Genomic DNA, 13,707 nt, shown 5'->3' with positions numbered 1-13,707 from the left:
CCCCGGTGAACTTCGTCCCTATGACTTTACCCGTGAAGATCGCATCGTCCGGGGTCGTCTTCCGACTCTGGAGATGATCAATGAACGATTTGCCCGATACCTCCGAATAAGTCTGTTCAATATGTTGCGCCGTTCAGCCGAAATCTCCGTTGGCGGCGTGGATATGCTCAAATTTTCCGAGTATGTGCATTCCCTCTATGTGCCCACCAGTCTCAACCTGGTAAGAGCAGATCCCCTGCGGGGAACCGCGCTTTTTATCATCGATCCAAAACTGGTTTTCGTGGTGGTGGACAACTTTTTTGGAGGGGATGGGCGTTTCTACACAAAGATCGAAGGTCGTGAGTTTACGCCGGCAGAGAATCGCATTATCCAGATGCTTTTGCACGATGCCTTCAATGACCTGAAAGAGGCCTGGTCACCGGTGATGGACATTGATTTCACTTTCCTGGAGTCCGAGGTCAACCCCCAGTTTGCCAATATCGTCAGTCCGAGCGAGGTGGTTGTTGTCAGTACCTTCACGATAGAGCTTGAAGGGGGAAGTGGCGAGATGCACATCACGATGCCCTATTCCATGATCGAGCCGATCAAGGAGTTGCTGGATACCGGTGTGCAGAGTGATCGAGTCGAGAAGGATGAGCGATGGACTGAGGCCCTCAAGGAAGAGGTCAAGGATGCCAAGGTGGAGTTGTCCGCGACTTTGGCGGAATCCGAGATCTCAATGCGGGAACTCATGAAGTTGAAGGTGGGAGATATCCTCCCGATTAGCCTTCCTGAAGAGGTTGTAGTCATGGCGGAGGGTGATTTGCCCCTTTTTCGGGGCCGATTTGGGATTTCTGAAGGACAGAATGCAGTCCAGATGATCCAGTGGATTCGCAATGAAAAGTCACCCATCCGTGCCAATTTGGGATCAGATAAGAAAGAAGCCAAGACCCGTCGTAAAGGTCAACCCAGGACTGCTGGCAGTGGCGAGAGGAAAGAGAAATGAGTGACGACAAGAAAGACATGACAGAGGACGAACGTCGGCAGCTCGAAGAAATGGAGGCCGCCCAGCAGGAAGGAGAGGCGGCGGACAGTGAGCAGGACGTGGAGAAAGCCAGCTTCGATGAGTTGGGCGAGAACGCTGCCGACAAGGGTTCCGAGGAAGTGAATCTGGATATGATCCTGGATCTCAACGTCAATCTCGCAATGGAGGTTGGGAGAACCAAGATCAGTATTCGAAACCTTCTCCAGCTGAGCCAGGGCTCTGTGGTGGAGCTCGACCGTTTTGCCGGGGAGCCATTGGACGTATTGATCAACGGCACGCTGGTCGCCCATGGCGAAGTCGTGGTGGTTAATGAGAAGTTCGGGATTCGACTGACTGACGTTATCAGCCCGTCGGAACGTATCAAAAAGTTGCGTTGAGGCCAGTCATGCGTCTGATCGCCCTTATGTTCCTGTTTCTTCTGCTTCCAGTCACGGGGCTGGCCGAGTCCAGTGTGGGAGACGAAATTGGTGGGGTGCAGGGGCTGGCGAATGTGGTCTTTTCGCTGATCGTCGTGCTGGCCGTGGTATTGGGTGTGGCCTGGTTCATGCGCCGCATGCCGGGCATGGGTGGTAGTGGCAGTGCTCACATGAAAGTGATTGGCCAGATGCCCCTGTCCACCCGGGAACGCCTGATGCTGGTGGAGGTGGGGAATGAGCAGATTCTGCTGGGTGTCAGCCCGGCAGGGATTCGGACCCTGCATGTACTGGGGAAGCCGCTGGAAAGTCCGCAGGAGCAAAATGAGCCGAGCTTCAAAAAGCGATTGATGGAAACGCTTGGGCGGGGAGGGGCCCAGCAATGATGCGTCTTGCAGTCATGCTGGTGCTGCTTCTGTTTCCCGGTGCCGTCATGGGAACGCCAGGCTTGCCGGCAGTGACCGTGGAAACGGGGGAGGATGGCAGCCAGACTTATTCTGTGACCTTGCAGATTCTGGTGCTGATGACCGCTCTGACGGTCTTGCCGGCGCTGGTTCTGATGATGACCTCCTTTACGCGCATCGTTATTGTTCTTGCCATTCTTCGCCAGGCCATGGGCACGCCACAGACACCGCCAAACCAGGTTTTGATTGGGTTGGCCCTCTTTTTGACTTTCTTTATCATGGCGCCTGTTATCGATCAGGCCTATTCGGATGGGGTGCGGCCGTATCTGGATGGCGAGCTAGCGGCCGAGGCAGCTGTCGAGGCAACCGTTGAACCGGTCCGTGAATTCATGATGGGGCAGGTTCGTGAAAACGATATTGCTACCTTTGCCCGCATGGGGGGGCATGAGAGCTTCAATGGGCCAGAAGATGTTCCCCTTTCGGTTCTGATTCCTGCATTTATTACCAGCGAATTAAAGACTGCCTTCATTATCGGTTTTCTTCTGTATATTCCGTTTGTGATCATTGATTTGGTAGTGGCCAGCACCCTGATGTCCATGGGTATGCTGATGTTATCACCCATGCTGGTTTCCCTGCCATTCAAGATCATGTTGTTTGTGCTGGTTGATGGATGGTCCCTTGTCGTGGGGACCCTCGCCTCCAGCTTCTTTGTTTAGCACCGAAAGACGAGGGGCGCTGTCATGAGTCCAGAATTAGCAGTCACCATTGGTCAGGAAGCTTTGAAAGTGACCGCTATGATCGCGGCGCCCATGTTGGTTTCTGCCTTGACCATGGGCCTGTTGGTCGGTATGTTCCAGGCTGCTACCCAGATCAATGAGATGACTCTCAGCTTTATCCCCAAGCTGCTCGTGCTGGTTCTGTCTCTCGGTGTGTTCAGTTCCTGGATGCTGTCCACCATCATGGATTTTACGATCCGCCTGATTCGCAGTATTCCCCTGATTCTGGGCGGCGGTTGAGGACGCGCTCATGCTGAGCTTCACCGCGGCAGAGATCGGTGGGCTGTTGGGGCAATACTTCTGGCCCTTCTGTCGCGTGGCGGGAATGATCATGGTGGCGCCGGTTTTTGCCACTGCCTTTATTCCCGTACAGATAAGGGTTCTGCTTGCCGTCGCTCTGACTGCAGCCATTGTTCCCATTTTAGAGCCTGCCCCGGCTGTGGAGGTGCTGAGTTTTCAGGGGCTGGTGATAACCCTGCAGCAGGTTCTGATCGGGGTGACCATCGGGTTTCTCGTGCAAATGGTCTTCGACGCGGTTGTTATATCGGGTCAGATCATCGCCATGAGCATGGGTTTGGGTTTCGCCTTCATGGTGGATGCCCAGCGAGGCGTTTCCGTTCCCATCGTCGGTCAGTTTCTTCTGATCATGGCAACTTTGCTTTATCTGACCATGGATGGACACCTCATTCTGATCGAAGTCCTGGTCAATAGCTTCAATAGCATGCCGGTGGGTCAGGCTGGGTTGGTCAGGGATGATATGTGGTCGGTGGTGATGTTTGGGGCAGAGATGTTCAAGGGGGCGGTTCAGATTGCATTGCCGGCTGTTGTCGCCCTTCAGACAGTGTTGATTGCCTTCGGTGTCATGAGTCGGGTTGCACCGACAATGAACCTGTTCGCGGTTGGTTTTCCCGCCGCAATGACGCTGGGCTTCCTGATCCTGATGGTCACGCTTCCCCATATGCAGCCCGCCCTGTTCGGGCTGCTCCAGTCGGCTTTTACCACTGGGCGGGACATCGTCGGGATAAGTTGATTCCCTGGACGTGATGAGGTGTAGATATGGCAGACCAGGGTGAATCCAGTCAGGAAAAAACAGAACAGCCCACACCCAAACGGTTGCAGGACGCCAAGAAGAAGGGCCAGGTTCCTCGGTCACGGGAACTGAGCGCCATGCTGGTGATGATCACCGGCGCTGTTTTCCTGCTCGCCTATGGCGGCACCATGATCAGTGGTGTCGTGGATATTCTTCGTGGCAGTCTTCAAGTGGATCGGGAGGTGATCCTGAACCCGGGGGATATATCCAATTATTTCCGTCTGGCTGTGGTGGAGGGTGTGCAGGTGGTGCTCCCCATCATGGTGGTTCTGTTTGTGGCTGCAGCCGCGGCCCCCACCCTGATTGGTGGTTGGTCCTTCAGTCTTCAGGCGATCCAGCCCAAGTTGAGCAAGCTCAACCCTGTCAGTGGTTTTAAAAGGATCTTTGGTGCCAAGGCGGTTATTGAGCTCCTCAAGGCCATCGGCAAGTTCGGGTCGGTGGCGGTGGTCGCAGCCGTGCTGTTCTGGTTGATGCAGGATCGCTTTCTGGCCCTTGCCTCGGTGCCCATGCCCCGGGCCCTGTTCGAGGCCGGTGGCCTGGTTGCCTTCTGTTTCCTGGTTTTCAGCACCACGCTCATTCTGATCGCCGCAATTGATGTGCCATTCCAGATTTGGGATCACCAGCGCAAGCTGAAGATGACCAAGCAGGAGGTCAAGGACGAGTTCAAGGAGACCGAGGGCAAGCCGGAAGTCAAACGCAAGATTCGTGAGACCCAGCAGGAGATGTCCCGGCGGCGGATGATGGAAGCGGTTCCCAAGGCGGACGTCGTGGTCACCAACCCCAGCCACTATGCCGTTGCCCTTCGCTATGAACCCAACCGTTCTGAGGCGCCCCGCGTGGTGGCGAAGGGGACAGACCGGATTGCGCTGCGAATCCGGGAAATTGCCAGCGAATATGAGGTCCCAATCCTCGAAGCTCCGCCGTTGGCCCGGGCTTTGCATGCCACTACGGAGCTGGGCGACGAAATCCCGTCACGTCTGTATCGATCGGTGGCGGAAGTGCTGGGCTGGGTTTACCAGCTTCGTCGACAGCGCAGTCGGGGCGGACCGCGCCCGAGGCAGCCCAATCCGGATGTGGATGCGGATCTGGATCCGGACAACGAACCAGATAACTAGGGGAGCAGAGCTGAAGCATGGCCACCAGCACTCAGGCAATGATCGGAGAAGGCTTCCGCAGCGCATTGCGCTCGGGCTTGGGTGTCCCGATCCTGTTGATCGCCGTGCTCGCCATGGTGATCGTGCCTTTGCCGCCCATTGCCCTGGACATGTTCTTCACCTTCAACATCACCCTGGCCCTGATTGTGATCATGGCGGTGATCTACATTGCCCGTCCCCTAGACCTGGGTGTTTTCCCCACTGTCCTGCTGGGGGCAACGGTTTTACGACTGGCGCTCAATATCGCTTCCACTCGGGTCATTCTGCTGGAAGGCCACACCGGTACAGCGGCGGCCGGTCGGGTCATTGAATCCTTTGGTGAGTTCGTGGTGGGCGGCAACTACGCCGTCGGTCTGATCGTGTTCACCATTCTCGTCATCATCAACTTCCTGGTCATTACCAAGGGCGCCACCCGCGTATCCGAAGTCACCGCTCGCTTCACCCTGGATGCCATGCCAGGCAAGCAGATGGCCATTGATGCCGACCTCAACGCCGGCCTGATCACTGATGATCAGGCCCGAGAGCGTCGCCAGGAGATTCGTGAAGAGGCGGATTTCTACGGCTCCATGGACGGTGCATCAAAGTTCGTGCGGGGGGATGCCATTGCCGGCATCCTGATCATGCTCATCAATATCGTCGGTGGCCTGATCATCGGCACGGTCCAGCACAGCCTCAGTCTGGCCGAAGCCGGTCGTAACTATACCCTGCTGACCATCGGCGATGGTCTGGTCGCCCAGATTCCAGCCCTCCTGCTCTCCACCTCGGTGGCTGTGATCGTCACCCGAATGTCACGCAGCCAGGACATGGGCGATCAGATATTGATGCAGCTGGTGGGTAACGGCCGAGTTCTGGCGGTCTCCTCAGGGGTGTTGTTTGTACTTGGTGTCGTCCCCGGTATGCCCAATCTCCCGTTTCTGCTCCTGGCGGCGGTCACTGCCTATCTCGCCTGGCGGGTCCAGCGCAAGGGTGAAGTGGTGAGTGGCGAGCCGCTGGAGGAGGAGACCAGTCACCAGCCTTCCGGTCGCGGCAAGAGCAAGGAAAAGTCCGAGTCCGGTGGTCGCACGGTGGCGCCCGGCGGTGAAGAACTGGGTGAGCTGCGCTGGGAAGATGTAACCCAGAACGACCTGTTGGGGCTGGAGGTAGGGTATCGATTGATTCCGTTGGTGGATCGCAAGCAGGGTGGTGAGCTCATGACCCGCATCCGCGGGGTGCGCAAGAAGCTCTCTCGCGAGCTGGGTTTCCTGATTCAGTCGGTGCATATACGGGATAACCTGGAAATGCCGCCCAATCACTATCGACTGACGTTGATGGGGGACCCGGTGGGTGAGGCGGAGATCCATCCCGACCGGGAGCTGGCGATCAATCCCGGTCAGGTCCACGGCAAGATCCAGGGCCTTGAGACCCGCGACCCCGCCTTTGGCCTGGAAGCCGTCTGGATCGAGCCAGAGCAGCGGGACAACGCCCAGACCCTGGGTTACACGGTAGTGGATCCGGCCACCGTGGTGGCTACCCACCTGAGCCACATCATTCAGACCCACGCCCACGAGCTGCTTGGCCACGAGGAAGTCCAGAAGCTGCTGGACATGCTCAAGCAAAGTGACAAGCGGCTGGTGGAAAGCCTGGTCCCGGACATCATGCCCCTGAGCCGGGTGGTCAAGGTCCTGCAGCGGCTGCTGGAAGAGCGGGTGCCCATTCGTAACCTGCGGGCCATTGCCGAAAGCCTGGCCGAACACGGCACCACTACACAGGATGCGGAAGAGCTGTTGACCCAGGTCCGAGAGGCCCTGGCCCGCACTATCGTTCAGGAGGCCGCCGGAAGCCGCGAGGAGTTGCCGGTCATTACCCTGGACCCGCAACTGGAACAGATATTGCAGGATGCTCTGCGCCAGGGCGGCAGTGGTGCCATCGAGCCCGGCCTGGCGGAAAGATTGCAGCAGGGCCTTTCAGAGGCCGCCGGCAAGCAGGAAAACCTGGGTGAGCCGGCGATTCTCCTGGTCTCGCCCGGCATTCGGGGATGGCTGGCGCGTTTCCTGCGCCAGGCGGTGCCGGGCCTGAATGTGCTCTCGTACAACGAAGTGCCGGATAGCCGCAAGGTGAGACTGGTGGCATCCATCAGCGGCCAATAAATGTGGAATCAGTGAACTGACGGGGGCCTGGGGCCCCACTCACAACCGGGATCAGACACCGCATTGGTGCAGGTACGCCGGGAGGAAAGTCGATGAAAATCAAACGCTTTGTGGCACCAGACATGCGCTCCGCCATTCGCCAGGTGCGCGAGGACCAGGGGCCCGATGCGGTAATCCTGTCCAACCGCAGCATCAATGGTGGCGTGGAGATCATTGCGGCTGTTGATTATGACGAGGCTCTGGTCAGTCAGGCTCTGGGCCGGTCGTCTGCCGGCAGCCGCAGCGGCAAGCCCGCCGAGCGTCGGAAACCCGACATCGAAACCCGTGCCCGCCTGGCAGCCGCCGCCTACGACGACGGTGCACCCCCGGTGAGTGAGGAGGAAGACGAGCGGGAGTGGCTGGGTGGTTTTGACGAGGCCCTGGAGGCAGCGATTGGGAGTAGCCCAGAGCAATCAGCTGAACCACAGGCGAGGCCGCGCCCGCGGACTGCGGAGCGCCCCCCCGCGGAGACTCCGTCCTATCAGGTCGATAGCAAATTGGAAGGCTTTGAAGAAGATCGCCTGCCATCGCCGGAGTCGGCCCGAATTGTTTGGTCACAGGAGCCCAACCTGATGGAGGTGCGGCGCGAACTGTCCAGCGTCCGCAACATGCTGGAAAGCCAGTTCTCCAGTCTCGCCTGGGACCGACTGGCCCGTGAGCGCCCGCTGAAGGCGAGCATCCTGCGTGAACTCAGTAGCATGGGCATCGAACCCGACCTGGCGCGGGATATCCTGCGCGATATGCCCGTCACCGAAGACCCCCAGCAGGCCTGGCGTCTGCCGTTGGGCATGCTCGCCCGGCGGATTCCGGTGGGGGAAGACCGGATTCTGGAGAAGGGCGGCCGAATTGCCCTGGTGGGCCCCACCGGGGTTGGCAAGACCACCACGATCGCCAAGCTGGCCGCGCGCTTTGCCCTTCGCCATGGCAAGCGGCATGTGGCCCTGATCACCACGGATCACTATCGGGTGGGTGGTCAGGAGCAGCTCCATAGTTACGGTCGTATACTTGGAGTGCCCGTCTATTCCATTAGCAGCGCCGAGGAATTGCGCGAGACCCTGCTGGAGCTGGAGAATAAGCGCTTGGTGCTGGTGGATTCCGCGGGAATGAGCCAGCGAGACAGTCGGATCCCGGTGCAGCTGGACATGCTGCGTCAGGTGGAGGGTCTGCGGTTGTCGGTGAATCTGGTGCTGTCCGCCGGCAGCCCGGCGCCGACTCTGGAGGAAACGGTGCGCGCCTATTCCTCGGTGGGCCTGGACGGTTTGATGCTCACCAAGCTGGATGAAGCAACCGGTCTGGGCGGGGCCCTGTCGGTGGCAGTTAGACATAATCTGCCCATTGGCTATATCACTGATGGGCAGCGGGTACCGGAAGATATCCAGCCCGCTCGCAGTCACCGCCTGGTGAGTCGGGCGGTGCAGCTGCAACGGCATTGGCCGGGGCAGGTTGACGAGACCGAACTGGCGGCCCGATTCGGTGGGGTGGCCGCCGACTCTATAGCGTGACAGGAGTGCTTTGATGGATCAGGCAGCGGGACTGCGACGTATGGCCAACCCCAAGCCGGTGCAGGTGATTGCGGTCACTTCCGGCAAGGGTGGGGTGGGAAAGACCAATATTTCCGTGAATCTGGCCACTGCCATTGGTATGAGCGGGAAGCGGGTGCTGCTCTTTGATGCTGACCTGGGGCTGGCCAATGTGGATGTGGTGCTCGGCCTGCAGCCAAAGCTGAATCTGTCCCATGTCATTGACGGGCAGTGTGAGCTGTCGGAGATATTGCTTGATGGCCCGGCCGGCATGAAAATCGTTCCTGCCTCGTCCGGAACCAAGCGCATGGCGGAGCTGACCCCAGCCGAGAATGCCGGTTTGATCCGGGCTTTCAGCGAATTGGGCGAAGATCTGGACGTGATGATTGTGGACACCGCGGCGGGCATCGCCGATGGGGTGGTGAGCTTCACCCAGGCTGCCCAGCATGTGATTCTCGTGGTATGCGACGAGCCGGCGTCCATCACCGACGCCTATGCCATGATCAAGGTATTGTCACGGGAACACGGTATCCGCCATTTCCGCGTTCTGGCTAATATGGCCCAAACGGCGCATCATGGGCGTACGCTCTTTGGCAAGATTGCCAAGGTGGCCGAACGCTTCCTGGACGTGAATCTGGAATACATGGGCGCGGTGCCTTTCGATGAACAGCTGCGCAAGGCAGTGCAGAAGCAGAATGCGGTGGTGGAAAGTTTTCCCCGTAGCCGCGCTGCCCTGGCATTTCGCAATCTGGCCGAAGAGGTCGGACGCTGGCCCTTGCCGGAAGGGCCCCGTGGAAATCTGGAATTCTTTGTCGAGCGCCTGCTGGGTGGCGAAGCTGATACGGGCACCGGAGGTGGACGAATCGCATGATGGATGCCTCCTCACGTTATGAACAGGTTCGTGCCTCGGAGCCGGATGATCTGGTCCTCCGTCACGCCGGCCTGGTCAAACGTATCGCCTATCACTTGGCGGCTCGCTTGCCGTCCAGTGTTGACGTGGAGGATCTGATCCAGGCAGGGATGATCGGCTTGCTGGAGGCCGGGCGACAATACAGCGATCAGCATGGTGCCACCTTCGAGACCTATGCCGGAATCCGCATCCGCGGTGCCATGCTTGATGAGATTCGCAAATCGGATTGGACACCCCGTTCGGTGCATCGAGCCTACCGGGAAATCAGCGAGAAGATTCGGGAGATTGAGCACCGCACCGGACGTGATGCTCGTGACGTTGAGGTCGCCGAAGCGGCGGGGATGAGCCTGTCTGATTATCATCGGGTGATGCAGGACGCGGTCAGTTGTCGACTTTTCAGTCTGGATGAGCTTCAGCCGGATTCACCCGATGGCAGCCTGGGGAGTACCACCAAGGCAGATGATCCCGGGGCCCGGGCCGAGTCTGAAGGTTTCCGCCGAGCTCTCGCTGAGACGGTTGCCGGATTGCCGGAGAAGGAACGATTGGTCATGTCCCTGTATTATGAGCAGGAGCTTAACCTGCGGGAGATTGGTGAGGTCCTGGGGGTGACCGAGTCACGAGTTTGCCAGATTCATGGCCAGGCGCTGACTAGAACTCGGTCTAGAATGGATGAATGGCTGCAATAGCAGCACTGTTAATGGTTTTGACGAAAGTTTACGGAAACGCGCGCGGGAGGTTGGCTTGGACAAGAACATGAAGATTCTGGTGGTGGATGATTTTTCCACCATGCGGCGAATCATCAAGAATTTGCTTCGAGACCTGGGCTTCAACAATACCCAGGAGGCCGATGATGGCAAAACCGCCCTGCCCATGCTGCGCAACGGCGACTTTGACTTCGTGATCACGGACTGGAACATGCCGGGCATGACCGGACTTGAGTTGCTGAAAGAGATCCGGGGTGATGAGAAGTTGAAGTCCATGCCGGTGCTGATGGTCACGGCCGAAGCCAAACGGGACCAGATCGTTGAAGCGGCCCAGGCCGGTGTCAATGGCTACATTATCAAGCCCTTCACGGCAGCCACCTTGAAGGAAAAGACGGAGAAGATCTTCGAGCGCCTGGAAGGCTGACGGAATTCAGACTGTCGCCAGCAATGGTTTGCCGAAGGGGAAAATATGGCTTTCGACGATGATAAACGGTCCAGCGAATACAAGGAGCGTCTGCACTCCATGCTTCAAGCTTTGGAGGCGGGTGACGAAACGGTATTCAATCGGGAACTGGACGAGTTGACCCATATCCGCGAGAAGGAACTGTTCGTGGAGGTGGGCAAGCTGACCCGTGAACTGCACGATGCCTTGAAGAGTTTTCGCCTGGATTTCCGTCTTGCAGAGTTGGCCGAGAAGGAGATGCCTGATGCCCGTGACCGCCTGAATTATGTGGTGGAAATGACCGAGAAGGCGGCTCATACCACACTTGAGACGGTGGAGCGACTGCTGCCCGAGGCAGAGACCCTGGGTAGTGGGGCCCAGACCCTGTCGGCCGATTGGCAGCGCTTCATGAGGCGGGAGATGGATGCGGATCAGTTTCGTGAACTGGCCCACCGGCTCCAGCCCTTCCTGACAGCCACGGGGGAGCGGGCCGAGTCCCTTCGCGGCGGCCTGACCGAGATTCTGATGGCCCAGGAATACCAGGATATTACCGGCCAGATCATCAGTCGCGTGATCACTTTGGTGCAGGAGCTGGAAGAGGGCATGGTGGACCTGCTCAAAATGGCCGGTGGCGCGCAGCTCAAGTCCGAGGGCGATGCGGCCGTTAAGGATAAGGACAAGGCAAAACGGGATGACCAGAAGGGGCACGGACCTGCCATGCCTGATGCCAAGGGTGGCGACGTGGCTCAGGGGCAGGACGAAGTGGATGACCTTCTGTCCAGCCTGGGATTCTGAACGCTCGGCTGGCCGGTGGGACCACCCGGGTGGCCACCGGGGAAAAGGACCATTGAGGCATGTTGACGAGCGGAGAGATGCATGAGCTTTGACGGCGACCAGGAATTGCTGGCCGATTTTCTGGTGGAGGCCGGTGAGATCCTGGAGGAGCTGGGTGAGCAGTTGGTCGAGCTGGAACAGCGTCCTGACGACCGTGACATGCTCAACACCATCTTCCGGGGCTTTCATACCATCAAGGGCGGGGCCAGTTTTCTCGGCCTGCGGGAGATGGTGGACCTCTGCCACAGTGCCGAGGACGTCTTCGATGTGCTTCGGGAAGGGAAGATCGCCGTATCCCAGGCCTTGATGGACGACGCCCTCAGCGCTCTTGACTGGCTGCAGACCATGTTTGGTGAGTTGCGCGAGGGGCAAGCCCTGTCCCGCCCACCCCAAGCTCTCATCGACTCCCTTCGTGCCCAGATTGACGGGGGTGTGGGCGATCCCCAGCAGGCTGCGCCGGCGTCGGGCGGCGGAGGGGCAGTGGTTAATGACGGTCAGAAGGCGCACCGCGACCCCACCGACGAGGAATTCGAGGCCATGCTGGCAGCCGGAGAGACGCCTTCCGACGAGGTTCGGGCTCCGTCGGATCCGGGCCCTGCAGGTGATGAGATTTCCGAGGATGAGTTCGACAGCCTGCTCGATGAACTGCATGGCCCGGGCAAGGCGCCGAAGCCTGCTTCGGGGTCAGATCAATCCGGTTCCGATGAGATTGACGAAGACGAGTTTGAATCCTTGCTGGATGAACTGCACGGCAGTGGCGCGCCTCCAGGCGGTGGAGGCAAGGCCGACAAACCCAAGGAAGGCGACACCCAGCCGGCGGAAGGCGGTGACGATTTCATCAGTGATGACGAGTTCGAGTCGCTGATGGACCAGCTCCATGGGCCCGGGGGCGCCCCTGGCGAAGGGGCTCGAGAGGACGCCGGCAAGCCGGAGCCTCGCAAGCCCGCCCCGGCTGGCAATGCCGACACTCGGGAGGTCCCACCGTCCGAGAGTGCCGCCTCGACCCCGAGTCAAAAGGAGGTCAAGAAGCCCGAGACGCGGGCGCCGGCCAAACCGGCCAGTCCGGCGGCCGCGGCCATGTCGGCGGAAACCACTGTGCGGGTGGATACCAGCCGGCTGGATTCGATCATGAATCTGGTCGGCGAGCTGGTCCTGATTCGAAACCGGCTGGTGACCCTGGGCGGAAATACGGCCCAGGACGAGGCGACGGCTACCGCTGTTGGCGAACTGGACCTGGTTACCTCCGATCTTCAGGGCGCGGTCATGCAAACGCGGATGCAGCCGGTTAAGAAGGTATTCTCCCGCTTCCCTCGCGTGGCAAGGGATCTGGCTCGGAATCTCGAGAAAAAGGTTCAACTGGAGCTCAGAGGCGAGGAGACGGACCTGGACAAGAACCTGGTGGAGGCCCTTGCCGACCCCCTGGTTCATCTGGTTCGCAATGCCGTCGATCACGGTATTGAGTCACCGGAGGTGCGGCGTCATGCGGGCAAGCCCGAGGCGGGCACCGTACTGCTGTCCGCCGAGCAGGAGGGAGACCAGGTTCTGCTGACCATCAAGGATGACGGGGGCGGCATGGATCCGGAAGTCCTTCGTCGAAAGGCCCTGGACAAGGGCGTGATCGACGAGGATGAAGCGGAGCGCCTGAGCGACAAAGAGGCGTATAACCTGATTTTCCGTCCGGGCTTCAGCACCAAGGAGCAGATTTCCGATGTCTCCGGTCGTGGCGTCGGCATGGATGTGGTCAAGACCCGGATTTCCCAGCTCAACGGCACTATTGAGATCGATTCGGCCAAGGGGCGTGGGTCTGAAATCCAGATTCGTGTACCCCTGACACTGGCAATCCTGCCCACCTTGATGGTGACCCTGAATGCTTCCATCTTTGCCCTGCCGCTGTCCAATATCCGGGAAGTCATCTATTTGGAAGACGAAGCCGCTCATCGGGTGGATGGACGGCGGGTAATTCGTGTGAGAAACCGGACGCTGCCACTTGTCTACCTACAACAGTGGCTGACCGGCGAGATGCCAAGCGAGATCGGTCAGCAAAGCCAGGTTGTGATCGTGGAAGTCGCCGGTCAGCAGATGGGGCTGGTGGTGGACGACGTGCTGGGTCGAGAGGAGGTCGTGATCAAACCGCTGGGAGCCTATCTTCGCGGCATGTCAGGTTATGCCGGCGCAACCATCACCGGTGATGGGCGTATTGCGCTGATTCTTGACGTCCCGATTCTGGTTAAATCCTATGGCAGTGAAAGACGCAAGGCGTCATGAGCGTGA

Annotated in this window: 14 protein-coding genes; all 14 read left to right on the top strand. The window is 59.1% G+C overall.

The annotated features are described in order from the left end of the window. Positions 1-985, top strand: a 985-nt coding sequence (gene fliM, locus ACJWXQ_RS12725) for a flagellar motor switch protein FliM (protein ID WP_406672940.1), incomplete at its 5' end; no start/stop codon positions are given. Beyond that, the gene (gene fliN, locus ACJWXQ_RS12720; RefSeq protein ID WP_346049288.1) at positions 982-1,401 is read left to right on the top strand and encodes a flagellar motor switch protein FliN; all 420 of its coding nucleotides are present in this window, start codon (positions 982-984) and stop codon (positions 1,399-1,401) included. The genes fliM and fliN, both read left to right, overlap by 4 nt. A gap of 8 nt (positions 1,402-1,409) precedes the next feature. Next, the gene (gene fliO, locus ACJWXQ_RS12715; protein ID WP_346049290.1) at positions 1,410-1,823 is read left to right on the top strand and encodes a flagellar biosynthetic protein FliO; all 414 of its coding nucleotides are present in this window, start codon (positions 1,410-1,412) and stop codon (positions 1,821-1,823) included. Continuing rightward, a complete protein-coding gene (gene fliP, locus ACJWXQ_RS12710) occupies positions 1,820-2,557 on the top strand; it encodes a flagellar type III secretion system pore protein FliP (RefSeq protein WP_346049292.1) in 738 nt (245 codons plus the stop codon). Before fliO ends, fliP begins: the two co-directional genes overlap by 4 nt. 24 nt (positions 2,558-2,581) lie before the next feature. Beyond that, positions 2,582-2,857, top strand: a complete 276-nt coding sequence (fliQ, locus tag ACJWXQ_RS12705) for a flagellar biosynthesis protein FliQ (RefSeq protein ID WP_406672939.1) — start codon at positions 2,582-2,584, stop codon at positions 2,855-2,857. Between the two features lie 10 nt (positions 2,858-2,867). Further along, a complete protein-coding gene (gene fliR / locus ACJWXQ_RS12700) occupies positions 2,868-3,647 on the top strand; it encodes a flagellar biosynthetic protein FliR (protein WP_346049296.1) in 780 nt (259 codons plus the stop codon). Between the two features lie 26 nt (positions 3,648-3,673). Continuing rightward, positions 3,674-4,822, top strand: a complete 1,149-nt coding sequence (gene flhB / locus ACJWXQ_RS12695) for a flagellar biosynthesis protein FlhB (protein WP_346049298.1) — start codon at positions 3,674-3,676, stop codon at positions 4,820-4,822. Positions 4,823-4,839: 17 nt separating this feature from the next. Further along, positions 4,840-6,987: a flagellar biosynthesis protein FlhA gene (flhA, locus tag ACJWXQ_RS12690; protein WP_346049300.1), complete on the top strand. Its 2,148-nt coding sequence runs from the start codon at positions 4,840-4,842 to the stop codon at positions 6,985-6,987. A 92-nt stretch (positions 6,988-7,079) separates the two neighbouring features. Then, on the top strand, positions 7,080-8,528 hold the full coding sequence (gene flhF / locus ACJWXQ_RS12685) for a flagellar biosynthesis protein FlhF (RefSeq protein WP_346049302.1): 1,449 nt from the start codon (positions 7,080-7,082) through the stop codon (positions 8,526-8,528). 40 nt (positions 8,529-8,568) lie between these two features. After that, positions 8,569-9,417 carry a MinD/ParA family protein gene (locus tag ACJWXQ_RS12680; RefSeq protein ID WP_346049576.1) on the top strand — a complete coding sequence of 283 codons (849 nt, stop codon included), beginning with the start codon at positions 8,569-8,571 and terminating at the stop codon, positions 9,415-9,417. Then, a complete protein-coding gene (locus tag ACJWXQ_RS12675; RefSeq protein ID WP_346049578.1) occupies positions 9,417-10,142 on the top strand; it encodes an RNA polymerase sigma factor FliA in 726 nt (241 codons plus the stop codon). The genes ACJWXQ_RS12680 and ACJWXQ_RS12675 overlap by 1 nt, the downstream gene beginning before the upstream one ends. A 55-nt stretch (positions 10,143-10,197) precedes the next feature. Further along, positions 10,198-10,584: a chemotaxis response regulator CheY gene (gene cheY / locus ACJWXQ_RS12670; RefSeq protein ID WP_346049304.1), complete on the top strand. Its 387-nt coding sequence runs from the start codon at positions 10,198-10,200 to the stop codon at positions 10,582-10,584. A 45-nt stretch (positions 10,585-10,629) separates the two neighbouring features. Further along, positions 10,630-11,397, top strand: a complete 768-nt coding sequence (locus ACJWXQ_RS12665; protein ID WP_346049306.1) for a protein phosphatase CheZ — start codon at positions 10,630-10,632, stop codon at positions 11,395-11,397. An 81-nt stretch (positions 11,398-11,478) separates the two neighbouring features. After that, a complete protein-coding gene (locus ACJWXQ_RS12660) occupies positions 11,479-13,701 on the top strand; it encodes a chemotaxis protein CheA (protein WP_346049308.1) in 2,223 nt (740 codons plus the stop codon). The last annotated feature ends 6 nt before the right edge of the window (positions 13,702-13,707 follow it).

The organism is Natronospira sp. (genome assembly GCF_007134575.1).
GTDB classification, from domain to species: Bacteria; Pseudomonadota; Gammaproteobacteria; order Natronospirales; family Natronospiraceae; genus Natronospira; species Natronospira elongata.
Note: the sequence above shows the minus strand (reverse complement) of the source record. Positions and strands in the feature narration are given on the sequence as shown.

What these genes read in the sequence shown, in the direction of transcription:
- fliN (WP_346049288.1), top strand. Translation starts at nt 982, where the DNA reads ATGAGTGACGACAAGAAAGACATGACAGAGGACGAACGTCGGCAGCTC.
- fliO (WP_346049290.1), top strand. Translation starts at nt 1,410, where the DNA reads ATGCGTCTGATCGCCCTTATGTTCCTGTTTCTTCTGCTTCCAGTCACG.
- fliP (WP_346049292.1), top strand. Translation starts at nt 1,820, where the DNA reads ATGATGCGTCTTGCAGTCATGCTGGTGCTGCTTCTGTTTCCCGGTGCC.
- fliQ (WP_406672939.1), top strand. Translation starts at nt 2,582, where the DNA reads ATGAGTCCAGAATTAGCAGTCACCATTGGTCAGGAAGCTTTGAAAGTG.
- fliR (WP_346049296.1), top strand. Translation starts at nt 2,868, where the DNA reads ATGCTGAGCTTCACCGCGGCAGAGATCGGTGGGCTGTTGGGGCAATAC.
- flhB (WP_346049298.1), top strand. Translation starts at nt 3,674, where the DNA reads ATGGCAGACCAGGGTGAATCCAGTCAGGAAAAAACAGAACAGCCCACA.
- flhA (WP_346049300.1), top strand. Translation starts at nt 4,840, where the DNA reads ATGGCCACCAGCACTCAGGCAATGATCGGAGAAGGCTTCCGCAGCGCA.
- flhF (WP_346049302.1), top strand. Translation starts at nt 7,080, where the DNA reads ATGAAAATCAAACGCTTTGTGGCACCAGACATGCGCTCCGCCATTCGC.
- ACJWXQ_RS12680 (WP_346049576.1), top strand. Translation starts at nt 8,569, where the DNA reads ATGGCCAACCCCAAGCCGGTGCAGGTGATTGCGGTCACTTCCGGCAAG.
- ACJWXQ_RS12675 (WP_346049578.1), top strand. Translation starts at nt 9,417, where the DNA reads ATGGATGCCTCCTCACGTTATGAACAGGTTCGTGCCTCGGAGCCGGAT.
- ACJWXQ_RS12665 (WP_346049306.1), top strand. Translation starts at nt 10,630, where the DNA reads ATGGCTTTCGACGATGATAAACGGTCCAGCGAATACAAGGAGCGTCTG.
- ACJWXQ_RS12660 (WP_346049308.1), top strand. Translation starts at nt 11,479, where the DNA reads ATGAGCTTTGACGGCGACCAGGAATTGCTGGCCGATTTTCTGGTGGAG.